This window comes from Agrobacterium sp. 22-226-1 (assembly GCF_053522345.1).
Genome location: NZ_JBNWCP010000006.1, coordinates 219041 through 241249, shown reverse-complemented (window position 1 = coordinate 241249; position 22209 = coordinate 219041). Strand labels below are relative to the sequence as shown.

The 22209-nt window shown below is 60.4% G+C and carries 23 protein-coding genes; 13 read left to right on the top strand and 10 right to left on the bottom strand.

What is annotated here, in order from left to right:
- Positions 1 to 233: 233 nt before the first annotated feature.
- Positions 234 to 1142, top strand: coding sequence for a diguanylate cyclase domain-containing protein (locus tag ACQZ5K_RS13160; RefSeq protein WP_448740544.1), 909 nt, complete (start codon positions 234 to 236; stop codon positions 1140 to 1142).
- Here ACQZ5K_RS13160 and ACQZ5K_RS13155 read toward each other — a convergent pair.
- Entirely contained in the window at positions 1139 to 1774 is a 636-nt protein-coding gene (locus tag ACQZ5K_RS13155; protein ID WP_448740543.1) for an aminotransferase class IV family protein, read from the bottom strand. The genes ACQZ5K_RS13160 and ACQZ5K_RS13155 overlap by 4 nt on opposite strands.
- A gap of 99 nt (positions 1775 to 1873) precedes the next feature.
- A complete protein-coding gene (locus ACQZ5K_RS13150) occupies positions 1874 to 3724 on the bottom strand; it encodes a M3 family oligoendopeptidase (protein WP_269828938.1) in 1851 nt (616 codons plus the stop codon).
- 169 nt (positions 3725 to 3893) lie between these two features.
- Between ACQZ5K_RS13150 and ACQZ5K_RS13145 the strand changes: the two genes are divergently transcribed.
- Positions 3894 to 5441: a sigma-54-dependent transcriptional regulator gene (locus ACQZ5K_RS13145; RefSeq protein ID WP_137453627.1), complete on the top strand. Its 1548-nt coding sequence runs from the start codon at positions 3894 to 3896 to the stop codon at positions 5439 to 5441.
- A 175-nt stretch (positions 5442 to 5616) separates the two neighbouring features.
- A complete protein-coding gene (locus ACQZ5K_RS13140; protein WP_425645979.1) occupies positions 5617 to 7524 on the top strand; it encodes a DUF882 domain-containing protein in 1908 nt (635 codons plus the stop codon).
- 81 nt (positions 7525 to 7605) lie between these two features.
- Here ACQZ5K_RS13140 and pyk read toward each other — a convergent pair whose 3' ends face one another.
- Positions 7606 to 9045 (bottom strand): pyruvate kinase, encoded by a 1440-nt coding sequence (gene pyk, locus ACQZ5K_RS13135; protein WP_003520375.1) that lies wholly within the window; start codon positions 9043 to 9045, stop codon positions 7606 to 7608.
- Positions 9045 to 9431, bottom strand: a complete 387-nt coding sequence (locus ACQZ5K_RS13130; RefSeq protein WP_020012242.1) for a DUF1036 domain-containing protein — start codon at positions 9429 to 9431, stop codon at positions 9045 to 9047. The genes pyk and ACQZ5K_RS13130 overlap by 1 nt, the downstream gene beginning before the upstream one ends.
- Positions 9432 to 9722: 291 nt before the next feature.
- On the opposite strand from ACQZ5K_RS13130, the gene ACQZ5K_RS13125 reads away from it, so the two are divergent.
- The 3 genes from ACQZ5K_RS13125 (at position 9723) to ACQZ5K_RS13115 (ending at position 11237) form a co-directional block, all read left to right on the top strand.
- Entirely contained in the window at positions 9723 to 10511 is a 789-nt protein-coding gene (locus ACQZ5K_RS13125) for an N-formylglutamate amidohydrolase (RefSeq protein ID WP_020012241.1), read from the top strand.
- Between the two features lie 15 nt (positions 10512 to 10526).
- Complete coding sequence (locus tag ACQZ5K_RS13120; RefSeq protein WP_448740542.1) at positions 10527 to 10832, top strand: DUF1244 domain-containing protein; 306 nt, start codon at positions 10527 to 10529, stop codon at positions 10830 to 10832.
- A 147-nt stretch (positions 10833 to 10979) separates the two neighbouring features.
- Positions 10980 to 11237 carry a DUF2312 domain-containing protein gene (locus ACQZ5K_RS13115; RefSeq protein WP_020812069.1) on the top strand — a complete coding sequence of 86 codons (258 nt, stop codon included), beginning with the start codon at positions 10980 to 10982 and terminating at the stop codon, positions 11235 to 11237.
- Positions 11238 to 11305: 68 nt separating this feature from the next.
- On the opposite strand, the gene ACQZ5K_RS13110 is transcribed toward ACQZ5K_RS13115, so the two are convergent.
- From ACQZ5K_RS13110 to ACQZ5K_RS13090, 5 genes are all read right to left on the bottom strand, one after another.
- Positions 11306 to 11926, bottom strand: a complete 621-nt coding sequence (locus ACQZ5K_RS13110) for a tetratricopeptide repeat protein (RefSeq protein ID WP_174058055.1) — start codon at positions 11924 to 11926, stop codon at positions 11306 to 11308.
- Between the two features lie 101 nt (positions 11927 to 12027).
- Positions 12028 to 12153: a type B 50S ribosomal protein L36 gene (gene ykgO, locus ACQZ5K_RS13105; protein ID WP_003497670.1), complete on the bottom strand. Its 126-nt coding sequence runs from the start codon at positions 12151 to 12153 to the stop codon at positions 12028 to 12030.
- A gap of 147 nt (positions 12154 to 12300) precedes the next feature.
- Positions 12301 to 13377, bottom strand: coding sequence for a 5-(carboxyamino)imidazole ribonucleotide synthase (locus ACQZ5K_RS13100; RefSeq protein WP_448740598.1), 1077 nt, complete (start codon positions 13375 to 13377; stop codon positions 12301 to 12303).
- 11 nt (positions 13378 to 13388) lie between these two features.
- Positions 13389 to 13856, bottom strand: coding sequence for a 5-(carboxyamino)imidazole ribonucleotide mutase (gene purE / locus ACQZ5K_RS13095; RefSeq protein ID WP_035212960.1), 468 nt, complete (start codon positions 13854 to 13856; stop codon positions 13389 to 13391).
- Between the two features lie 48 nt (positions 13857 to 13904).
- The gene (locus ACQZ5K_RS13090) at positions 13905 to 14108 is read right to left on the bottom strand and encodes a YdcH family protein (protein ID WP_003497661.1); all 204 of its coding nucleotides are present in this window, start codon (positions 14106 to 14108) and stop codon (positions 13905 to 13907) included.
- A gap of 235 nt (positions 14109 to 14343) precedes the next feature.
- Here ACQZ5K_RS13090 and ACQZ5K_RS13085 point away from each other — a divergent pair, with 235 nt between their 5' ends.
- Positions 14344 to 14520, top strand: a complete 177-nt coding sequence (locus ACQZ5K_RS13085) for a YdcH family protein (protein ID WP_003506164.1) — start codon at positions 14344 to 14346, stop codon at positions 14518 to 14520.
- Between the two features lie 103 nt (positions 14521 to 14623).
- On the opposite strand, the gene ACQZ5K_RS13080 is transcribed toward ACQZ5K_RS13085, so the two are convergent.
- Positions 14624 to 15388, bottom strand: coding sequence for a sulfite exporter TauE/SafE family protein (locus tag ACQZ5K_RS13080; RefSeq protein WP_003520365.1), 765 nt, complete (start codon positions 15386 to 15388; stop codon positions 14624 to 14626).
- A gap of 104 nt (positions 15389 to 15492) precedes the next feature.
- On the opposite strand from ACQZ5K_RS13080, the gene ACQZ5K_RS13075 reads away from it, so the two are divergent.
- The 6 genes from ACQZ5K_RS13075 to ACQZ5K_RS13050 all read left to right on the top strand — a co-directional run bounded on the left by ACQZ5K_RS13075 (position 15493) and on the right by ACQZ5K_RS13050 (position 22208).
- Positions 15493 to 16146, top strand: a complete 654-nt coding sequence (locus ACQZ5K_RS13075) for a thiamine phosphate synthase (protein ID WP_448740541.1) — start codon at positions 15493 to 15495, stop codon at positions 16144 to 16146.
- Between the two features lie 8 nt (positions 16147 to 16154).
- On the top strand, positions 16155 to 17255 hold the full coding sequence (locus tag ACQZ5K_RS13070) for a tetratricopeptide repeat protein (RefSeq protein ID WP_035262893.1): 1101 nt from the start codon (positions 16155 to 16157) through the stop codon (positions 17253 to 17255).
- A 164-nt stretch (positions 17256 to 17419) separates the two neighbouring features.
- Positions 17420 to 18220 carry an inositol monophosphatase family protein gene (locus tag ACQZ5K_RS13065; protein WP_035262908.1) on the top strand — a complete coding sequence of 267 codons (801 nt, stop codon included), beginning with the start codon at positions 17420 to 17422 and terminating at the stop codon, positions 18218 to 18220.
- A gap of 201 nt (positions 18221 to 18421) precedes the next feature.
- On the top strand, positions 18422 to 19438 hold the full coding sequence (locus ACQZ5K_RS13060) for a flagellar motor protein MotA (protein ID WP_448740540.1): 1017 nt from the start codon (positions 18422 to 18424) through the stop codon (positions 19436 to 19438).
- Positions 19439 to 19440: 2 nt separating this feature from the next.
- A complete protein-coding gene (locus ACQZ5K_RS13055; protein WP_035262896.1) occupies positions 19441 to 20472 on the top strand; it encodes a peptidoglycan -binding protein in 1032 nt (343 codons plus the stop codon).
- A gap of 89 nt (positions 20473 to 20561) precedes the next feature.
- Positions 20562 to 22208, top strand: coding sequence for an FAD-binding dehydrogenase (locus ACQZ5K_RS13050; RefSeq protein ID WP_448740539.1), 1647 nt, complete (start codon positions 20562 to 20564; stop codon positions 22206 to 22208).
- Position 22209: the final 1 nt, after the last annotated feature.

Here is a 22209-nt window from a genome sequence, read left to right as displayed (position 1 = left end):
TAAGTAAGCTAGATCATAAAAGCGTGCCACAATAAAGGGCAGGTGGATGACGGACATATGACGATGGCGACGGCAAGACGGGTGCGCGCGCCCTTTCCACCGCATTCTGCCTCTTCGCATTTTAGAGAGTGCGTTTATAATTAATTTCTTCTTTTCCTCTCTATGTCCAAAGGCTTGGGGGCTTTGGCCGGATGACGATGGGGGAATTTTCGCCATCACGGGGGAGTTGCCTGTTGAATAATCTTATCGAGCGTGTCGCAGCGCTTCAGAGTGCTACCCCCGTTCTTATTGCGCTTTACGATTCCGAGGACCGGTTGCGCCATGCCAATCCGTCGTTTCGGGAAAGCTTTCAGCTCGCCGCCGGCGATTTCCCGACCTGGGCGGATATCATGCGGCTGAACCACCGGCTGCGCACCGGTGTCGTCGTCCGCAACAATGATTTCGAGGGATGGCTGCTGTCAGCGCAGTCCCGGCGCGGCAAACTGCCTTACCGCGCCTTTGAGATGGATATGCATGACGGCCGCTGGTTCTGGATGACGGAAACGGTGCAGCAGGATGGCTGGATGCTGTGCGTTGCAAGCGACGTCACCGAATTGCGCCAGGGTTACAGAACGCTGCGGCAGGATCGGGATCTGGCAGTCCGCGCCTCGCAGACGGATGAATTGACGGGAACGGCAAATCGCCGTTTCGTCTTCGCCAAGCTGGCTTTGCAGGTGGAGCGGGTTGCCGAGGGGCTGGAAACGCCTTTTTGCCTCTGCACGCTCGATATCGATTTCTTCAAGCAGATCAATGATCGTTTCGGTCATAAATGCGGGGATGCGGTGCTTCGCGATTTCGTCGGCATCGCCCATTCCGTCATCCGGCGGGTGGATTGTTTCGGCAGGATCGGCGGCGAGGAATTCATGCTCATCCTGCCACGCAGCACGGTGGCCGAGGGCCGGGAGATCGTCGAACGGCTGCTGCAGAAGGTGCGCCTTTCGAGGCCCCTCTCCGAATTTCCGGATTTTTCCTACAGCTGCTCAGCCGGGCTGACGGTCTATCGCACGCCCGAAAGCGCCGACGATGTTTTCATGCGGGCGGATCAGGCTCTTTACGCGGCCAAGGAAAAAGGCCGCGACCGGCTTCTGGCGGTGACTGTTTAGACGAGTTCCGCCGCAATCAACCCATGCAACGAATTGCCGACGAAGAGCTTCCGGCCGGCAATGTCTTCCGGTTTCAGCGCCTGCCCGCGCGCCCTGCGTTCGCGGATCAGATCGGCGCGCAGCACACCCGGCAGAATGCCGCTGTCGAGCGGCGGCGTCAGCAATTGCCCATCCGGCATTTCGACGAAAATGCTGGTCGACGATCCCTCGCACAACTCGCCGCGCTCGTTGAGCAGCAGCACCTCGTCGGCCTCCCCGGCTGAAAATTCGGCCCGGGCGGCATCATAGGGCTCGCGGCGTGAGGACTTGTGGCGATAGAAGGTATCGGAGGAATCGAGCCTGGTCTGCCGGGCGATGCGAACCCGCCAGACGGCATCCTGTCGCAAGGGCTGGAAGTCGGCCGTTTCGATATCGAGTTCGCCCTTGTAGTTCATGACCAGCCTGACGCAGAGCGGCTTTTCGCCGCCCACCTTCTTTTCCAGCACCTGAACCGCATTGACCGGCGCGCGAAAACCGAGCGCGTCGGCGGAGCGCAGCAATCGGCGCATATGCTGGTCGATGCGCTGAAAGCCGGTCTGCGGCTCCCAGCGCAGGGTTTCCCTCAAGGTCAGATCGGCGGGTTTGCGTTTCATTGCCTGTGCTCGTCGCCTGAATTGTTGCCGGTGTCTTCTGCCGGCAATATCAACCGGCAAAGCTTGTCCGAAATAGGATAGCCCTGCCGGCGGAAGAGATTAAGCCTGTTTGTTATCCAGCGCTTCCAGCTCGTCGATCAGCCCCTCGATCATCGAAAGCCCCTTGTCCCAGAAGGAGGGATCGGTCGCATCGAGGCCGAAGGGTTTCAGAAGCTCCGAATGGTGCTTGGTGCCGCCCGCCTTCAGGAGCTCGAAATATTTCTCCTGAAAGCCCGTTTCGGCCTTCTGGTAAACCGCATAGAGCGAGTTCACCAGGCAGTCGCCGAAGGCATAGGCATAAACATAAAAGGGCGAGTGAATGAAATGGGGGATGTAGGTCCACCATGTCTCGTAGCCTTCGGAAATCCGGATTGCCGGACCAAGGCTCTCGGCCTGAACGGACAGCCACAATTCGCCGATCTGCTCGGAGGTCAGTTCTCCCTGTTTGCGGGCCGTGTGCAGTTTGCGCTCGAATTCATAAAAAGCGATCTGGCGCACGACCGTGTTGATCATGTCCTCGACCTTGCGGGCGAGCATGGCCTTGCGTTCCCGGATGTCCCTGGTGTCGTCGAGCAGCTTGCGGAAGGTCAGCATTTCCCCGAAGACGGAGGCGGTCTCGGCAAGCGTCAGCGGCGTCGCGCACATCAACGCGCCCTGTTCGCCGGCCAGAACCTGGTGAACGCCGTGGCCGAGTTCATGGGCAAGCGTCATTACGTCACGCGGTTTGCCGAGATAGTTGACCAGCACATAGGGATGGGCCGAGGGCACGGTCGGATGCGCGAAGGCACCCGGCGCCTTGCCGGGGCGGGCCGGCGCGTCGATCCACTCTTCATCGAAGAAACGGCGGGCAATATCGGCCATCTCAGGGGCGAAATTGCCATAGGCGGAAAGCACGGTGTCCTTTGCCTCATCCCAGGGAATGATCGTGTTCGACGTATCGGGAAGCGGCGCGTTGCGGTCCCAATAATTCATTTGCTCCATGCCGAGCCATTTCGCCTTCATGGCGTAATAACGATGCGAGAGGCGCGGATAGGCCTTCTTGACCGCTGCCGCCAAGGCATCGACCACCTCGCGCTCGACGCGGTTGGCGAGATGGCGGCTATCGGCAATATCCTCGAATTTGCGCCAGCGGTCGGAAATATCCTTGTCCTTGGCAAGCGTGTTGGTGATGAGCGTGAAGACGCGCAGATTGTCCTTGAAGGTGGCGCTCAGCGCCTGAGCCGCTTTCTTTCGGGTTTCCGGTTCCGGCTCCTGCAGCATGTTGAGCGTCACTTCCAGCGGCAGGCTCGCGCCGTCAATGTCGAAACGCAGATCGGCCATCGTCTCGTCGAACAGGCGGTTGAAGGCCGCCGCGCTGGTCATCGATTTTTCGAGGAAAAGCTGTTCCAGCTGGTCGTCGAGCTGGTGCGGCTTGTCCTTGCGCAAATCCACCAGCCACGGGCGGTAGTGACCCGCTGCGGCGTCATTCGCCATGCAGGCGTCCATCGTGGCGTCGTCGATGCGGTTGAGCTCAAGGGTGAAGAACAGGAGGTGAGAGGAAATATCCGTCAGCTTCGCCTGGGCATCGCCGTAAAGCTTGCCGTTTGCCGGGTTCGACGTATCGGAAAAATAGGTGAGCCCGGCAAAGGAGCCGATGCGGCCGATGAGATCGTCCAGCGCTTCATATTCCTTGAGCGCAGCGCCGATGCCCTTTTCGCCGGTGGCCTTCGCGGCAGCCTCAAGCTTGCCCTTCCATTTCTTCTCAAAAGCCGCCGCCATCGACGCCGCCTTGTCGAGGTCGCCCTTGTATTCCGGCGAATCGCCCGACGGATAGAGGTCCGAGAGCTTCCAGCCGGGCAGGTCGCCAAGCGCCGGACCGGCGGTTTCGGCAAGGGAGAAGACGGGTTGCGGGGTAGGGCGGTTGAGGGTCATCGAACGTGTCCTTCTGATTATGCGTGCGAAGCATATGGGGACCTTGTTTCCCGCGGCAATGGATAAAATGCAAGCAATTCTCAAAACTGGATGTTCAAGTCTCCCATGCCAGAGTGCGGAATAAGGGACCGCATGAAGCAGGTCCATAAACCGGAAACCGGAGCTAAAAATGACCGCGCATGTTCTCGTGATAGACGATGATCCCGTCCAGCGCCGCCTGCTCAAAAATGCGGTGGAACGTTATGGGCATCTCGCCTTGCTCGCCGAAAACGGCAAGGCGGGGCTGGAACTGCTCAAGCAATATAGCGGCGAGATCAATGTCATCGTCCTCGACCTCATGATGCCTGAAATGGACGGGCTTACCTTTCTCAAGGCTATCGGCGAACTCGGCACCGATGTTCCCGTCATTGTCCAGACGGGGCAGGGCGGCATCGATACCGTTGTGCAGGCCATGCGCGCCGGCGCTTTCGATTTTGTCGTCAAGCCGGTTTCGCCGGAAAGGATCGGCGCTGCCATCTCCAATGCGCTCAAGCTCGACAGGAGAGAGGCAAAGGCCCGCACGGGCCGGCGCGGACGGAGCAATGCAGTGAATTTTACCGATATCGTTTCCGCAAGCCCCGCAATGCTGAGGGTCATTGAACTCGCGCAGCGCGCCGCCCAGTCCAGCATTCCCGTGGTGCTGGAAGGCGAATCCGGTGTGGGCAAGGAAATGGTCGCCCGCGCCATCCAGTCGGCCGGAGACAGGGCGAGCAAGCCGTTCATCACCGTCAATTGCGGCGCCATTCCCCATAATCTCGTGGAAAGCATCCTCTTCGGCCACGAAAAGGGAGCCTTCACGGGCGCGACGGAAAAACATGTCGGCAAATTCATGGAGGCGGATGGCGGCACGCTGTTCCTCGACGAAATCGGCGATCTGCCGCTGGACGTGCAGGTGAAGCTGCTCCGCGCGGTCCAGCAGGGCGAAATCGAAACCGTCGGCTCCGCGCGGGTGCAGAAGGTGAATGTGCGGCTGATCTCCGCCACCAACAAGAACCTTATCGAAGAGGTGAAGGAAGGTCGCTTCCGCGAAGACCTTTATTATCGCCTCAACGTTTTCCCGATCACCATTCCGGCGCTGCGCCGCCGCAAGGAAGATATCCCACATCTGGCACGGGTTTTCGCCGAGCGCTTTTCGGCGGAACAGAAATTGCCCAATCCCGTCGGCCTCAACGCCAGCGCGCTGGCGCTGCTGACGGCCTATGACTGGCCGGGCAATATCCGCCAGCTCGAAAACGCCGTCTTCCGCGCCGTGGTGCTCTCACAGGGCGAGGAACTGTCGGATTCCGATTTTCCGCAGATCGCGCTTCAGCTGCCGGAATTTTCGACCGGCGACGATGCGGACGATGTCATTCGCTCGCCGTCCGGAGCGTCGCTGAAGCTTGCTGCCTATTCACCGGCCCCGCCACCGGCCGCTGAAAACCACGCTGTCATCGAGGAGCCGTCGGATATTTCCACCACCATCTACCGGGGCGGAAACCTGATCTCCAGCATGGACGAGTCGGGCAATATCCGCAAACTGGCCGAGATCGAGGAGGAGCTCATCCGTTTCGCCCTGCGCTTCTATCGCGGGCAGATGAGCCAGGTCGCCAGAAAGCTCGGTATCGGTCGTTCGACTCTCTACCGAAAGCTGAAGGATTATGGCATCGATCCCGACGATCCCCTTCGAGATGCAGCCTGAGCGTATAACCCCCGTATTCCAAGGCAGATCGTAAATTCGTTAACTTCTGAGCAAGGATATCCGCTTACCGTCTATAAACCTCTTGTTAGTGGCTGATTCACTATGTAGAGGAAGGTTGTATGTGTGTGGCAATTTTGCCATCGTGTCACCGTATTTGACGTTCATTTGAGGCAATGTGACAGAAATTGTCTTCCAGGCGGGGATCGAATTGCCATATCTGCATCGGAATAACGCGCTTTCGACAAAGATCGCGCGCGGCTTGATCAAGGATATATGCACGAAGCTGTCGGCGCGCGCTGTCACCTTTGCCTGCCTGATGCTCGCCGCAATGCCTTTCGTAGGTGTTTCGGCGACGGAAGCCGCCGCCGAGACTCGCAGCCTCAAACTGTATTATATCCATACACGCGAGAAGGCGGTCATCACCTTCAAGCGCAATGGAAAATATGACCAGAAAGGTCTACAGGAGCTGAACCGGTTCCTGCGCGACTGGCGTCGCAACCAGCCGACACGCATGGACCCGCGCCTTTTCGATCTCGTCTGGGAAGTTTATCGCCGCAGCGGCGCGACCGACTATATCAACGTCGTTTCGGCCTTCCGCTCGCCGGAGACCAACGGTTTGCTGCGGACACGCACCAAGGGTGTCGCGGAAAAAAGCCAGCACATGCTCGGCAAGGCCATGGATTTTTATATCCCCGGTGTGAAGCTTGCCCGCCTTCGTGAAATCGGTATGCAGATGCAGATCGGTGGCGTCGGCTTCTATCCGACATCGGGCTCCCCCTTCGTGCACATGGATGTCGGCGGCGTTCGCGCTTGGCCGCGCATGAGCCGCCAGGAACTCGTCCGCATCTTCCCGAACGGCAATACGCTGCATCTTCCTTCCGACGGCAAGCCGCTTCCCGGTTATGAGCAGGCGCTTGCCGATTACAAGAAGCGCGTCAGCTCCTCCTCCATTCAGGTTGCTTCCAGTGCCGGTGCCGGCCCTGCCTCATCCGGCGGCGGCAAGCGCAAGACGTTGCTGCAGGCCCTCTTTGGCGGTGGCGGCGACGAGGATGAAGATCCCGATAGCATCGCAGCGCCGGAGCCCGCAGAACGGCCGGCTGTCGCCCGTCCGGCGGCGCCGCAGCAGGCTGCTCCCGAGCCTGAACCCACCATTGCAGTTGCTTCGGCACAGGCGCTTCCCGGCGTGAACGATGCGCCGCTGCCGACGGCCCGACCTGCCTTCGGTAACCAGCCGCCGGCCAATACAGGCCTTGCGACCGCGCTTTATTCGCCGGCCCGCAATGCCGCACAGGATGCCCTGCAGGCAGCGACCACGCCGACTCCGGCTTCCGCGCCGGCCGAGCGCCAGCAATTTGCCGATCTGGCTGAGGTATCCGTGCCAGTGCCCACACTTCTTGGGCCCCGTGGCATGAAAGGTGATGCGGAAGGATCGATCCTGACGGCGTCCGCAGATGGTGCGACACCGGCTGCGACCGGCGAACTCGCCTCTGTTCCGGTTCCCGCCAATCGTCCGGCCGTGGCGGAAGCCCTGCTGGCGGCGGCCAATGCCGATCCCGAAGGTGAGGACGATCTCGCCGAGGCGCAGGAAGATACGCTTTCGCCGACGGTGGTTGCCGCTCTTGAACAGAGCGGTCAGGCCGCCCGGTCGCAGGTCCAGTCGGCTGCCATGCCGACAGCCGCGCCATTCCCGGCCGCCGTCAACCACAAGGTTACCGTCGCACCCGCCGAAACGGCCAAGGCTGAACCGCAGGCTGGCTTCGGTGATGCTTTCGACCTGAAGCCTGCCATCAATGGCGGTCTCAGCGCCGGCATGCCGACCAAGGGTTCGCGCCCGAGCAGGCAGGATGCCGCCGTTTCCCAGCAAGCCATGGTGGGCGGTGGACGCCTGACGCAGGATCTTATTTCGGATTGGGCGCTCAACCAGAACAAGGGTACGACTGGACGCTCGGTGAAGGCGCCGCGTGTTGTCGCCAACCGCATGCTCAGCAACGACATGTCGGCTTCCGCCACCTCGGCGAGCTTCAAGCCCGGTGCAGTGGCCATCGAATCCAGCCGCTTCAGCACGCCGGTGAAGATGCACTGAGCCTGTTTTCATAAGACGGCCGAGAGGCCAACAAAAAACCCGCCGTTACCGGCGGGTTTTTTTATGCGGGATATTGAAGCTTTAGACGCCGCTTTGGCCGTCTGAGCCGATATAGGCGATGCGTACCATATTGGTTGCGCCGGGGGTGCCGAGCGGTACGCCTGCGGAGATGATGATACGATCGCCCGGCTTGCCGAAACCTTCGGAAACCACGATGCGACAAGCGCGGTTCACCATGTCGTCGAGGTCGCTGGCATCGCCGGTGACGACGCAGTGCAGGCCCCAGACGACCGACAGGCGGCGGGCGGTCTGGATGATCGGCGACAGTGCGATGATCGGAACCTGCGGCCGTTCGCGCGCGGCGCGCAGGCCGGTCGTGCCCGAGGACGTATAGGTGACGATTGCCGCAAGCTTCAGCGTTTCGGCGATCTGGCGGGCGGCAAGCGAAATGGCGTCGGCGCCGGTCGGTTCCGGCTGGGCGCGCTGCGCATAGATGATATTGGAATAATAGGGGTCCTGCTCCACCGTGCTGGCAATGGAGGCCATGGTGGAAACCGCTTCGACCGGATAGTCGCCGGAGGCGGATTCAGCAGAGAGCATGATGGCGTCCGCGCCTTCGAAGACGGCGGTGGCGACGTCGGAGACTTCGGCGCGGGTCGGCACAGGCGCGGTGATCATCGATTCCAGCATCTGCGTGGCGACCACGACCGGCTTGCCGGCGCGGCGGCAGGCGCGGGTCAGCTGCTTTTGGATGCCCGGAACGGCTTCCAGCGGCATTTCGACACCGAGATCGCCACGGGCGACCATCAGCGCGTCGGAAAGTTCGATGATTTCCTCGATGCGCTCGACAGCCTGCGGCTTTTCGATCTTGGACATCAGGCCGACGCGGCCGCGTGCGATCTTGCGCACTTCGGCAAGGTCTTCCGGACGCTGGACGAAGGAAAGCGCCACCCAGTCGACTTCGCCGGTAGCGAGAACGGCGTCGAGATCGACGCGGTCCTTGTCGGTCAGAACGCCGACGCCGAGTAGCGTATCCGGCAGGCTGATGCCCTTGCGGTCGGAAATGCGGGTGCCGGAAATGACGGTGGTGACGATGCTTTTGCCGTCGCTCTTTTCAGCGCGCAGATGCAGCTTGCCGTCATCGATCAGCAGGCGATGGCCGGGCTTGACCGCCTCGAGAATTTCCGGATGGGGAAGGAAAACGCGGGTGTTGTCACCGGGCGTGTCGTTATTGTCCAGCGTGAAGGTCTGGCCCGGAACGAGTTCGACCTTGCCTTCGGCGAATTTTCCGACGCGCAGCTTGGGACCCTGCAGGTCGGCCAGAATGCCGATGGGGCGGCCGGTACGGCTCTCGACGGAACGGATACGCTGAATGAGCGTCCGCATCACGTCGTGGCTCGCATGGCTCATGTTGATCCGGAAAAGATCTGCGCCAGCAAGATGCAGCTTCTCGATCATCGCCTCTTCGGAAGAGGCCGGGCCGAGAGTTGCAAGAATTTTGACTTTGCGGTTACGCTTCATCAGTTTTGATTTCCCTGTGTGCCTGGCGTATCGGAGAGCTGGACCATCCAGCTGCCCTGTCTGCCCGTGTCATATTCCTTGAAACCCATTCTCTGGAAGCTGCGGGCAAAACAATCGTCCACGCCGTTGATCTTGAACTCGTTTTCCGCCACGCACATGTTGACGTCACCGGTCCAGCGGCCGCCATGGGCGGCATCTTCGGCATAGAGATAATAATAACGTGACTGCAGCTCACCCTCGATCAGCGTCGCGCAGGTCGAGGAGGGGACCTGCCACCAGCCTTCGCTGACCCAGCCCTCCTGTGCCCGGTAGCCGATTGCGACCCCCACGAGGTTCTGCGTGCTGTTGCACACGCGAAAATCCGCATGCGCGGGCGCCGCGATCATGAACGGGGTCAGAAACAATGCCGCTGCGGAAAAAAGACGGGCGATATGCCGAAAGTGGCGAGGAAGAGCGAGAGATGACTGAGTCACGGCTTCCATCCGGATTCCATGGTTATAATGAACACACTTCTTGGCGTGGCCGCCCAAGAAAGTCAACGCGATTTTAATCGATTATATTGTTCGTGGGATCGTGAGTGCGATAAGGTAGATGGCTGTTCTTTCGCCGCAACTTGCGCCCGGCCTCAAGCCATGCCATCAAGCTTCTCTCCTCAATCCTGCCCCAGAAAATCATCGATGAACGACTTCATACCCTATGAAATCATAGAAGGCGATTATGACAAAGGCATGGTTCTTCTGGCGGACCATGCCATGAACCTCCTGCCGGCACACTACGGCAAACTTGGCCTTCCGCAAACCGCTTTTCATCGCCATATCGCATTTGATATCGGTATAGAGGGGCTGACACGCTCACTTGCCGCGCGCCTTGGCGTGCCGGCGGTGCTCGGGCGGTTTTCTCGGCTGCTGATCGATCCGAATCGCGGCGAGGATGATCCCACTCTCATCATGAAGATTTCGGACGGGGCGATCATCCCCGGCAACCATCCGATTTCGGACGAGGAATGGCAAAGGCGGATCGAGATTTTTCACCGGCCCTATCACAATGCCGTGGACCGTGTGCTGACCGGCGTGGCCGAGGCCTCGGAAGAAGCGCCGCTGGTTCTGTCGCTGCATTCCTATACGCCGTTCTGGAAGGAAACGCCGCGGCCGTGGCATGCGGCGGTTCTGTGGGATACGGATCATCGCGCGGTCGATCCGCTCCTGGCGCATCTGCGGGCTACGGGCGACATCCTCGTCGGTGACAACGAACCCTATGACGGGGCGCTCAAGGGCGATACCATGTATCGCCATTGCATGATGAAGGGCATACCGCATGCGCTTCTCGAGGTTCGGCAGGATTTGATCGCAAATGAAGAGGGGATCGCCGAATGGTCGGACCGGCTCGCTCCCATTTTCGCCGCAATGAACGACGATCCCGTCCTGCATGAATATCAGCTGTTCGCCTCCCGCACCGGCCCCTATTGAGCCTGGAGTTTTGCCATGACGAATGAAAACGACAATCGGCAGGTCGAATTCGAGGCGGCGGCATTTCGCCGTCTCGTGCAGCACCTTCGCGAACGCCACGACGTGCAGAACGTCGACCTGATGAATCTCGCCGGCTTTTGCCGCAACTGCCTGTCCAATTGGTACCGGGAAGCGGCCGAGGAGGCCGGTGTTCCGCTCAGCAAGGAAGAGTCCCGGGAAATCATCTACGGGATGCCCTATGAGGACTGGAAGGAAAAATATCAGGCGGAGGCGAGTGATGCCCAGAAAGCCGCCTTTGAGCAGAACAGGCCCAGGGAATAACCCCGATCGACGGAAACGACTTGACGCGACGCCTTTCAGTGGGCAGTTCACAGGCCGGAATTCTGCTGCCCGCCGGCAGCGACCGGCGAAGGCTTCGCCCGGAAATAATGAACAAGGCTCGCATGCGGGCCGTCAATAAAGGATGATATGATGGACGATACCAGCACCACCGAAACCGTCGCCGCTGCAGAACTGCGCCAGTTCATCGAGCGCGTCGAGCGCCTCGAAGAAGAAAAGGCCGCCATTCAGGGCGATATCAAGGATGTCATGGGCGAGGCGAAGGGCCGTGGTTACGACACCAAGGCGATCCGCACCATCATCCGCCTGCGCAAGAAGGATGCCAATGAGCGCATCGAGGAAGAAACGATTCTCCAGACCTATATGGCCGCGCTTGGCATGGAATGATCGGCTGGAAACGCCTCAATGAAAAATCGCCGCTTTTGCGGCGATTTTTGTTTGAGCATCTCGCGAATTCAGCCGCGCGTGCCGGCCAGCTTTTCCGAAAGGTCGACGGCCTCCTTGCGGGCGTCCTTGTCGGCGGGGTAGAGCGCCAGATAACGTTCCCAGGCCTTCAGCGCCAGCTCCTCCCGGCCCGAGGCTTCGAGGATGTTGGCGAGGCTTGCCAGCGCCGGAAAATAGCGCGGCTCCCTTTCCAGCGTCAGGTTGATATCCGCCATTGCCTTGCGGGTGTCGCCATCGGCAAAATGCACCATGGCGCGGCGATAGGGCGCCTGCACATAGTCCGGATCGAGCAGAATGACCTGGTCGAGAAAATCGTAAGCGGCGGCGTTGCGCTTTTCGTCTGCGGCTTCGCCCGCCCATTGCATCAGCAGGTTGACCGTTGCGCTGCCAGAATCATTCCATTCGGAGGCGATCTGGTTGGCGATGCTGCGCGCCTTGACCGCATTCCGTTCTTTTTTCAGCGATGCGAAAAGCGTGTCGATCGTCTTGGCGGGTGAAGGTGCGGAGTCCGCAACAGCAGGCGGTTGCCCGTCCGCCGCATGGGCAATCGCAGCCATTCCCGGAAGCGGGAGGCTTGAAAACAGGAAGCCCTGGGCGAGGATGATAGCCGTGCAAAAACGATTTGGGCGCATGGGTTAAAGCTTAACCCGACTGCGCCCAATATCAAATGCAAACTTCTGCTCTGTCAACAAAGTGATCCGCGAGCTTGATCGCGAACCGCAGTCGCAGTCAATCAGCCCTGACGAGCCTTGAAGCGCGGGTTCTGCTTGTTGATGATGTAGACGCGGCCCTTGCGGCGAACCAGGCGGTTATCGCGATGACGGGCCTTAAGCGCTTTAAGCGAATTCTTGATCTTCATTTTACTGGTCCGCAGTTTTGCACGGTTTCTGCCGTGCTTATTCAAACAATCAAAAGCGCGCAACGGGGCGCGCTCTTTTCGGTTGGCAGGCAGATACCCGTTTGAGCCCTGCCTGTCAACACTTGCCGGTGTCTTTGCCTTAAAAGACTAGGCTTTTCCTGTGCGCAAAAGCTCGGTCACATGGCCCATCTTGCGGCCCTGCCGTGCTTCCGTCTTGCCGTAGAGATGCACGAGACAGTCTTTTTTCGACAGCCATGCCGGTACATCGTCGATGTCGTCGCCGATCAGGTTGGTCATGACGCAATCCGAATGGCGATCCGTGCTGCCGGGAGTAAGGCCCGATACGGCCCGGATATGCTGTTCGAATTGCGAGATTACGCAGGCCGCCTCCGTCCAGTGGCCGGTATTGTGAACGCGCGGCGCCATTTCATTGGCGACCAGCGAACCATCCGGCAGGACGAAGAATTCGATGCCGATGACGCCGACGTAATCTAGCGCGGCCAGAAGCTTCTCTGCTGACTCCACGGCGACCGCTCTCGCGGCATTGGAGAGCGCTGCCGGAATGGTTGATGTGTGCAGAATGCCGTTCAGATGAACGTTCTCGGCGGGATCGTAACAGGTGACGGTCCCATCCAGGAAACGGGCGGCGATGATCGAAATTTCCCGCTCGAAGGAGATGAAGCTTTCGAGAATCAGCGGCACGCCGCCGAGCGCCGCAAAGGCGCCTGTGAGGTCTTCCCCGCCGCGGAAAAGACGCTGGCCCTTGCCGTCATAACCCATGCGGCGGGTTTTCAGCACGCCCTTGCCGCCGAAGGCGGCCAATGCGGCCTCCAGCTCTTCCTGGTTGTCCACGGCGCGGAAATCGGCGGTCGGGATGCCGCAGCCGTTGAGGAAGCGTTTTTCCGTCAACCGGTCCTGCGAGGCGCTGAGCGCTTTCGGAGGCGGATAGACGGGAACGGAGAGGCCGAGCTTTTCGGCGGCTGCAACAGGCACGTTCTCGAATTCGTAGGTCACGACATCGCAACGGCTTGCGAGTTCCGCAAGCGCGTTTTCATCGTCATATTCCGCCACGATCTGCTCGTTGCAGGCCTGCGCAGCCGGACAATCGGCCTGCGGTTCCAGTACGATGGTACGGTGGTTGAGACGGGCTGCGGCCATCGCCAGCATACGCCCGAGCTGCCCGCCACCGATGATGCCGATGGTCAGGTTGGTCGTCTTTGCCATCACTGTTGTCGTCACTGGGCGCTGTCCATGGGATATTCCGCGACAGCCGCCGACTGGCGCGCACGCCAGGCATCCAGCCGGTCGGCGAGGTCCTCGTCGCTCAGCGCCAGAACCGCGGCGGCGAGAAGGGCCGCATTGATCGCGCCGGCCTTGCCGATGGCGAGCGTGCCAACCGGAATACCGGCGGGCATCTGCACGATGGAATAGAGGCTGTCCTGACCGGACATGGTCTTGGACTGAACCGGAACGCCGAAGACCGGAAGCGGCGTCATCGAGGCCGTCATGCCCGGCAGATGGGCGGCGCCGCCCGCACCGGCGATGATGACCTTGAAGCCTTCGTCCTTCGCGCCATTGGCGAAGTCATAAAGCCGGTCCGGGGTGCGGTGGGCGGAAATGATGCGGGCTTCATATTCGATGTCGAGCGCATCCAGCGTATCGGCGGCGTTCTTCATGGTCTCCCAGTCGGACTGGCTGCCCATGATGATGGCGACGGGGGGCGTTTCTGCTGTCACGTAATGTCTCCGGGCTCAGGCGATGATATCGGGAATGACCTGATCTTCGAGCTGGGTCATCTTGTCCTTGACGGCCAACTTCTTCTTTTTCATGCGCTGTATTCTCAGCGCATCGCAGCTGGTCTGGATCATCGCGTTGATCGCCGCGTCATAATCCTCATGCTCCTGGCGCAGCCGCGCCAGTGTGAGCCTGATGTCCGCCTGGTCCTGATCGGGCATCTCGTCATCCCCATTTTATGCCAGCCGGAGAGTGTCCGGCGCGTATGTCATCCGTTCTGGAGGCTCTATCATCAAATCGCGGTAACGGGAAGTTATCCCTTGCGACCAAATTGCCCACTTATTGCCTTCATTTCGCCTTCGACAAGCCGGTCGATCCGTGTCACATTGTCGTCGCAAACCTGAAACTCCAGCGATGGAGAGCTGGAGGTAGGTTCAAAAAGGAAGGACGTGCCGCATGACCATTCAGGCTCATATTGCATCGCTCGAAAAGAAACACGGTGCTCTGGAGGAGGAGCTCGAAAGTATTCTTGCTTCCCCGTCGTCTGACGATAGAGAGATCGCGGACCTTAAACGTCGAAAACTGCGCCTGAAGGATGAACTGCAGAGGCTCAAGGCCTCGACAAGACATTGATTTATGCCAGACCGTCGGCCTTCGATGAATGAAGGGTCGACGGTCTGAGCCTTTCGAGCTCTGGCGGCGAAAACCTGCTGCCAGAGCTTTTTTATTGTCGGATTTAGAACGGCAGTCCGTCCCACAGCAGTTTAAGCGCCGCAATCAGCGCCATGGCATACATGAGTGGGTAAAACACGGCCGGTTTCAGATATTTCACCACCCTGGCGCCGGCAAGCGTCGCCAGCATCGCCACCGGCAGCAGGCTTGCAGATGTCTTGAGGTTGGTGGCGTCCAGCGCGCCGAGCGCGAAATAGGGAATAAGCTTGATCGCATTCATGATGGCGAAGAAGCGCACGCTCATGCCGGTATAGGTCTTCGGATCGAGCTTCAGCGGCAGAACATAGATCTGGAAGGGCGGACCGCCCGCATGGGCCACGAAACTCGCATAACCCGACAGGCTGGACCAGAGGGTCGCAGCCGCCGGTCTTTGCGGCTTGGCCGGAATTTCTTGGCCCTTGCGGCTTTTGAAGCTCTCATAGAAATAACGCAGCACGAACAGGATCGTGACAGAGGCGACGACAAGACGCATGGCGTCCGCGGAAATGAGGCTTGAGGTCGCCCAGCCGAGCGCGATACCGGCGATTGCGCCCGGCAGCATGATGAGGAGCGTTTCCCGGTGGTTGTAGTGCCGCCAGGCAAAAAGCGCCACGATATCCATGACGATCAGGATCGGCAGGAAGATGGCCGCCGCCTGCACGGGCGATACCGCAAGCGCCATCAGCGGCACGCCCATAAGGGCGAGAGCGCCGCCCAGCCCGCCCTTGGAAAGGCCGACGAGCACGACTGCGGGGATGGCGACGAGATAAAAATGAAAATCGGTGAGCATGGATGGACGGTTGATCCTTTCGCCGGTCCGGTTTATCGGATTTGTCATATGAAAACGAGTGCAGATTGCGCGGTAAGCGTCTTCTGTCTGAAATGGACGAACCGATGACCCTAGTTGAAGATCGTTGCCGCCTTGTCCTGATCGTTCCGCAATCGGACGACGCGCAAAAGCAGGCGACAGAGGTGGAAGACGCATTGCGGGGCGGCGATGTCGCTTCCGTCATCATTCCGCAATATGGTCTGGATGACGCCGCTTTCCAGAAACGCGCCGAGCTGATCGTGCCGGTTGTCCAGAAGGCAGGTGCGGCAGCGCTCATCGCCGGCGACAGCCGCGTTGCCGGTCGCGTGAAGGCGGATGGCCTGCATGTGGTTGGCAATGGCGAGGCGCTTGCCGAGGCCGTGGAAAAATTCACGCCGAAGCTCATCGTCGGCGGCGGCAATGCGGATGACCGTCACAAGGCGCTGGAGCAGGGCGAGGCCAATCCGGATTATGTGTTTTTCGGAAAGCTCGAAGGCGACATCAAGCCGGAGGCCTACCCCAAAAACCTGGCGCTCGGCGAGTGGTGGGCCTCGATGATCGAAATCCCGGCGATCGTCATGGGTGGTACGGATATTTCCTCGGTGGTTGCCGTGGCCGAAACCGGTGTGGAGTTCGTGGCGATGCGCAGCGGTGTTTTCGATAACGCCAGTGGCGCTGCCCAGGCCGTTTCTGAAATCAACGCCCTGCTTGACGAAAAAGCGCCACGGTTTGACGGTTGATACAGGCGATGATCATGCGCTCGGTTCACCTCTGCCTTTCCGTTTCGCTGCTGGCGCTCGCTTTCGGCGCGCCGGCGGGTGTCGCTTTTGCCCAGTCCGGGCCGCAGAGCGAAAGCAATGCGCTTTCCCGCCAGCTGGAAAATGAGGCTCAGCCGACCCGTCAGGGCAGGGTGCAATCCGAAGAGCAGAAAGACTTGCAGCCGTCGGCAGGCGTGAATGTCTATCAGCGCATGGGCGCGGAGTTGCCGGCCTTGCCGCCTGAAAAGGAATTCAAGGGCAGGGTGGACGAAGCTTACGGGCATTTCCAGCGCGGCGAATATGTGCAGGCGCTCGACAAGGCGCTGAACCGCGCGCAGAACGGTGACGCAGCCGCCCAGACGCTGGTGGCGGAAATGATGTCGCGTGGTCTGGGCATCGCCCGCGACGAGAAGACAGCTGCTTTCTGGTACCAGCAGGCGGCTCAGGGTGGCGATCCCGTCGCCATGTTCAAATTCGCGCTGATCCTGATGGAAGGCAAGTTCGTCACCCGCGACAAGGCGAAAGCTGACGATTTCATGCGCCGTGCGGCGGAAGCCGGCAACGCCTCTGCCCAGTTCAACTGGGGCCAGATACTGGTTTCGGAAAATCCCGGCGCCAAGGGCCTGCTGATGGCTTTGCCGTTCTATGAGAAATCCGCTGAACAGGGCATTGCCGATGCGCAATATGCGGTGTCGCAGATTTACTGGTCGCTCAAGGATGTGCCGGCCGAGAAGAAGGCAAAGGCGCGGGACTGGCTGACACGGGCCGCGAAGGCTGGATACGATACCGCGCAGGTCGATCTCGGCATCTGGCTGGTCAACGGTTTCGGCGGTGAGCGCAATCTGGATGAGGGCTTCCGCTGGCTCTACGGTGCGGCACAGCGCGGTAATGTCGTGGCGCAGAACAAGGTGGCGCATCTTTACATTCAGGCGCTCGGCACCCGGCCCGATCCGGTCGAAGCGGCCAAATGGTACGTGCTTTCCCGCCGCGCCGGGCTGAAGGATCCGTCTCTCGAGGACTTTTATCTCGGCATCACCGACGAGCAACAGAAGAAGGCGATTGAGGCCGCAAATCGTTTCCGCCCGACGTGATGGAAGGGGAGCCTTCCGGCACCGGCGTCGACCCATGGGCTTTTTGCCTTGAATTTCCGCGCGTTTTGTGGTCTTGAACCGCAAACTTTCAATTCAAGAAAATAATGACGTGCCTGCCCGGTGAGCTTCCGGGCGGTTCGCAAGATTTCCAGGAAACAACATCGATGGCCCGTTCAGCCCTTCTCAATGTCATGGTTCAGGCCGCCATCAAGGCGGGTAAGTCTTTGTCGCGTGACTTCGGTGAAGTGCAGAACCTTCAGGTCTCGGTCAAGGGACCGAGCGATTTCGTCTCGCAGGCGGACCTGAAAGCCGAGAAGATCGTGCGCGATGAGCTGATGAAGGCCCGCCCGACCTACGACTTCCTGGGTGAAGAAGGCGGCGAGGAAAAGGGCACGGACGGCGCACATCGCTGGATCGTCGATCCGCTGGATGGCACCACCAACTTCCTGCACGGCATTCCGCATTTCGCGGTTTCCATCGCGCTCGAGCGTAACGGTGAAGTCGTCGCCGGCGTGATCTTCAATCCGGCCACCGACGAACTCTACACTGCCGAGCGCGGCGGCGGTGCGTTCCTCAACGATCGCCGCATCCGCGTCGCTGCGCGCAAGGCGCTGACCGATTGCGTCATCGGCTGCGGCGTGCCGCATCTCGGCCGCGGCAACCACGGCAAGTTCCTGGTCGAACTTCGCCACGTCATGGGTGAGGCAGCCGGCATCCGCCGCATGGGTGCGGCTTCGCTCGATCTCGCTTATGTCGCCGCTGGCCGTCTCGACGGTTTCTGGGAAGCCGATCTTTCGCCGTGGGACATGGCGGCAGGCCTGGTGCTGATTCGTGAAGCCGGCGGTTTCGCCTCCGACATCAAGGGCGGCACGGATATCTTCGGCAGCAGCTCCGTCGCTGCCGGCAATGAATATATCCACAAGGCGCTCGTTGAGGTCGCCAACCGTCCCATCCCGGGCCGCTGATTGGTTTTCGGCGGAAAACCTGCCGTTTTCTGCAAGTTTTAGACGCCCGGCGAATATTCGCCGGGTGTTTTTGTTTTCCGTCATCCGGTTCCAGGCTGTTTTAGTGAAACGCCTGTGACGAAAGACCGGCTTTTCGCTTCAAATCGTCGCAATTTTCAAATAGCTTCCGCTGGATAGCTGACCAGAGGGAATGCGAACGTTATGGCGGATTCGGAGCTGCTCGATCTTGGCGTCGAGAAACCGGTGACCACACGGCAATACAGCCACAAGCTGTCCAGCCCGACACCGTTTCTCTGGACGATGGTTCTGTTTCTGATCCTCGTGGGCTTTCTGGCGGCCATTCTTTACCGGCAGGCCCACACCGCCTTCATGACCAATCCGGGGCTCAACGGCTTCATTCTCGGTGTGCTGGCCATCGGCATCATTCTGGTGTTCACGCAGACGATGAGCCTGCGTTCCGAAGTTCGCTGGTTCAATGCCTTTCGTGCTGCCGGCAGCGTCGAAAAGGTCGGTCGTGCGCCCAAGCTGCTTGCGCCGATGAGCACGCTGATCGGCAAGCGTGGCGAAGTCCGGCTCTCTGCCGTTACGCAAAGGACGATCCTCGATTCCATCGCGACGCGCCTTGATGAGACGCGTGACACATCGCGTTATCTCGTCGGTCTGCTGGTGTTTCTCGGCCTGCTCGGCACCTTCTGGGGCCTGATCGGCACCATTGGCGCCATCAGTAACGTTATCCAGTCGCTCGATCCGAGCGCCGGCGACAGCAACGATATTCTCGGCTCCCTCAAGGCCGGCCTGACCGCGCCGCTGGCGGGCATGGGAACGGCCTTTTCCTCGTCGCTGCTCGGTCTTTCGGGGTCGCTGATTCTCGGTTTCCTCGATCTTCAGGCCGGTCGCGCCCAGAACCGTTTCTATACCCAACTCGAAAACTGGCTTTCCTCGGTGACGGATACGACGGAAGGGCCGCGGGAGTTCAAGGGCGAACCCGGCGCGGTGGTCAGCACCGAGCGCTCGCTTGCGGCCATGACCAGCCTTGCCGAAGGCATTCAGGGCCTGGTCAAGAACATGCGCAGCGAACAGCAGATGTTGCGTGACTGGATCGAAGCGCAGCAGGAAGAATCGAAATCGCTCCGCCGCACGCTCGACCGGCTGTCGGCGCGGGTCGACAGCGACACGAAATCTTCCGGACGCACCCGGCACGATAACGGGAGCGAGTAGCCATGGCGCTTGCGCGCAACCGCCGCCGCGACAGGGGCGTGGATTATTGGCCGGGTTTCGTCGACGCGCTGTCGACGCTGCTCATGGCCATCATGTTTCTGCTCACGGTCTTCGTGCTGGCGCAATTCGTGCTGTCGCGGGAAATCACCGGCAAGGATGAGGTGCTGACACGTCTCAACAGCCAGATTGCCGAACTGACCGAACTTCTGGCCATGGAAAAAGGCAACAAGCAGGATATTGAGGACGCACTCGCGAGCCTGCAATCCACCCTTGCCGCATCCGAAAACGAGCGCTCGCGCCTGCAGTCGCTTCTCGATGCGGGATCTGGCAACAACGCAAGCGCCAATGCCCGGATCGGTAGCCTGACTGGTGAACTGGACGACCAGAAACAGGCCAATTCCCGCGCCTCCGCACAGATCGAATTGCTCAACCAGCAGATTGCGGCGCTGAGAGCGCAGATCGCCTCGGTGGAAGCCGCGCTTCAGGCATCGGAAGCCAAGGACGCCTCTTCTCAGGTCAAGATCGCCGATCTCGGCCGCCGCCTCAATGTCGCGCTGGCGCAGCGGGTGCAGGAACTGAACCGCTATCGCTCCGATTTCTTCGGGCGGCTGCGCGAAATCCTGTCGGACCGCGAAAACATCCGCATCGTCGGCGACCGGTTCGTCTTCCAGTCCGAAGTGCTCTTCCCCTCCGGCGGCAATGAACTCAACCCGGAAGGGCAGGCGGAGATGGAGAAGCTGGCTGTCGCGCTGCTCGATCTCGCCAAGGAAATCCCGGCGGAGATCAACTGGGTCCTGCGCGTCGATGGCCATACGGATAATGTCCAGCTTTCCGGTTCCGGGCGTTACCGGGACAATTGGGAGCTCTCCTCGGCCCGCGCCACCTCGGTGGTGAAATTCCTGATCTCCAAGGGCGTTCCGGCAAACCGTCTGGTCGCCGCCGGTTTCGGCGAATATCAGCCCATTGCCGAAGGCGATACGCCGGAAGCACGGCAGCAGAACCGCCGTATCGAACTCAAGCTCACCGAGCGCTGAAATCGCGGACCGCGTCATCGCGGTTGCCTTCTGATAAAAGTAAATTTACGTTCGCGTAAAAGTAATTCCGTCATATCTGGGAGGGGCTGATGGAAGGCTATGATGTGATCGTTGTCGGTGCGGGGCTTGCCGGGCTGGTGGCGGCAACCGAGGCGGCTGAGCGGGGTTTCAGCGTCTGCGTCGTGGATCAGGAGGGTGAGCAGAACCTTGGCGGGCAGGCCTTCTGGTCGCTGGGTGGACTGTTTTTCATCGATAGTCCCGAACAGCGTCGGATGCGGGTGCGAGACAGTCTCGATCTTGCAAGACAGGACTGGTTCGGTTCGGCCGGTTTCGACCGCCCGGAGGATTATTGGCCGCGCCGCTGGGCGGAAGCCTATCTCGATTTTGCTGCCGGTGAGAAACGCGAATGGTTGCACCGCATGGGCATGCGCTGGTTTCCCGTTGTCGGCTGGGCTGAGCGCGGCGGCAGCCTCGCCCACGGCCATGGCAATTCCGTTCCGCGTTTCCATGTAACCTGGGGCACGGGTCCGGGCGTACTTGCACCCTTCGTAAAAAAGGCGAAGGCCATGGCTGCAACAGGCCGGCTGACCTTTCGCTTTCGCCACCGGGTTGATCGTCTGGAGATCGCCGACGGTCGGGTGACCGGTATTTCAGGGGCGGTTCTCGCAGCCGACCCCGTGCAGCGCGGGCAGGAGAGCAGCCGGCAAGAGCAGGGCGATTTTATCTTCGCCGCTGTGGCGGTTATCGTCAGCTCCGGCGGTATCGGCGGCAATCAGGAACTGGTGCGGCGCAACTGGCCGGTGGAACGGCTGGGCGAGCCTCCTGCCAGCATGGTCTGCGGTGTTCCCGCGCATGTGGATGGCCGCATGATCGCCATTACGGAGACCGCCGGCGGAGCCGTCATCAACCGTGACCGCATGTGGCATTATACCGAGGGCGTGAAGAACCACGATCCGATCTGGCCGGGTCACGGTATCCGCATCCTGCCCGGTCCCTCGTCCTTCTGGTGCGATGCGGACGGAAACCGCCTCGCCGCTCCCGCCATGCCGGGTTTCGATACGCTCGGCACGCTAAAAATGCTGGGCGAACGCGGCAGCGGCCATAGCTGGTTCATTCTGACCAAGGCGATCATCAAGAAGGAATTTGCGCTTTCAGGCTCGGAGCAGAATCCTGATCTGACCGGCAAGGATATAAGGATGCTGCTCAAACGGCTGGGCAAGGAACCACCGGGACCGGTGCGTGCCTTCATGGAGCGCGGCGAAGATTTTGCCGTTCGGGATACGCTGGAAGAACTGGTGGCAGCGATGAATGCCATCAGCGGCGACGACCGGCTGCATATAGACCATATCCGCCATCAGATAGAAGCGCGCGACCGCGAAATCGAAAACGGTTTCAGCAAGGATGCGCAGGTAACGGCCATCCACGGCGCGCGCCGTTATCTCGGCGACCGGTTGATGCGGACGGCAAAACCGCACCGGTTGCTCGATCCGGCAATGGGGCCACTGATTGCCGTGCGCCTGCATGTGCTGACGCGCAAGACGCTTGGCGGCCTTCACACCGATCTTGAGGCGCGGGTGCTGGATGGTGCCGGTGCGCCGGTGCCGGGCCTTTATGCCGCCGGCGAAGTGGCGGGTTTCGGCGGCGGCGGCATGCATGGCTATAATGCGCTGGAGGGTACGTTCCTTGGCGGCTGCCTGTTTTCGGGCCGCGTTGCGGGGCGCAAAGTGCTGGCGTGAT

Coding starts and splice junctions, on each gene's coding strand:
- ACQZ5K_RS13155 (WP_448740543.1), bottom strand. CDS start 1,774: ATGAAACGCAAACCCGCCGATCTGACCTTGAGGGAAACCCTGCGCTGG.
- ACQZ5K_RS13150 (WP_269828938.1), bottom strand. CDS start 3,724: ATGACCCTCAACCGCCCTACCCCGCAACCCGTCTTCTCCCTTGCCGAA.
- ACQZ5K_RS13145 (WP_137453627.1), top strand. CDS start 3,894: ATGACCGCGCATGTTCTCGTGATAGACGATGATCCCGTCCAGCGCCGC.
- pyk (WP_003520375.1), bottom strand. CDS start 9,045: ATGAAGCGTAACCGCAAAGTCAAAATTCTTGCAACTCTCGGCCCGGCC.
- ACQZ5K_RS13130 (WP_020012242.1), bottom strand. CDS start 9,431: ATGATCGCGGCGCCCGCGCATGCGGATTTTCGCGTGTGCAACAGCACG.
- ACQZ5K_RS13125 (WP_020012241.1), top strand. CDS start 9,723: ATGAACGACTTCATACCCTATGAAATCATAGAAGGCGATTATGACAAA.
- ACQZ5K_RS13120 (WP_448740542.1), top strand. CDS start 10,527: ATGACGAATGAAAACGACAATCGGCAGGTCGAATTCGAGGCGGCGGCA.
- ACQZ5K_RS13115 (WP_020812069.1), top strand. CDS start 10,980: ATGATGGACGATACCAGCACCACCGAAACCGTCGCCGCTGCAGAACTG.
- ACQZ5K_RS13110 (WP_174058055.1), bottom strand. CDS start 11,926: ATGCGCCCAAATCGTTTTTGCACGGCTATCATCCTCGCCCAGGGCTTC.
- ykgO (WP_003497670.1), bottom strand. CDS start 12,153: ATGAAGATCAAGAATTCGCTTAAAGCGCTTAAGGCCCGTCATCGCGAT.
- ACQZ5K_RS13100 (WP_448740598.1), bottom strand. CDS start 13,377: ATGGCAAAGACGACCAACCTGACCATCGGCATCATCGGTGGCGGGCAG.
- purE (WP_035212960.1), bottom strand. CDS start 13,856: ATGGGCAGCCAGTCCGACTGGGAGACCATGAAGAACGCCGCCGATACG.
- ACQZ5K_RS13090 (WP_003497661.1), bottom strand. CDS start 14,108: ATGCCCGATCAGGACCAGGCGGACATCAGGCTCACACTGGCGCGGCTG.
- ACQZ5K_RS13085 (WP_003506164.1), top strand. CDS start 14,344: ATGACCATTCAGGCTCATATTGCATCGCTCGAAAAGAAACACGGTGCT.
- ACQZ5K_RS13080 (WP_003520365.1), bottom strand. CDS start 15,388: ATGCTCACCGATTTTCATTTTTATCTCGTCGCCATCCCCGCAGTCGTG.
- ACQZ5K_RS13075 (WP_448740541.1), top strand. CDS start 15,493: ATGACCCTAGTTGAAGATCGTTGCCGCCTTGTCCTGATCGTTCCGCAA.
- ACQZ5K_RS13070 (WP_035262893.1), top strand. CDS start 16,155: ATGATCATGCGCTCGGTTCACCTCTGCCTTTCCGTTTCGCTGCTGGCG.
- ACQZ5K_RS13065 (WP_035262908.1), top strand. CDS start 17,420: ATGGCCCGTTCAGCCCTTCTCAATGTCATGGTTCAGGCCGCCATCAAG.
- ACQZ5K_RS13060 (WP_448740540.1), top strand. CDS start 18,422: ATGGCGGATTCGGAGCTGCTCGATCTTGGCGTCGAGAAACCGGTGACC.
- ACQZ5K_RS13055 (WP_035262896.1), top strand. CDS start 19,441: ATGGCGCTTGCGCGCAACCGCCGCCGCGACAGGGGCGTGGATTATTGG.
- ACQZ5K_RS13050 (WP_448740539.1), top strand. CDS start 20,562: ATGGAAGGCTATGATGTGATCGTTGTCGGTGCGGGGCTTGCCGGGCTG.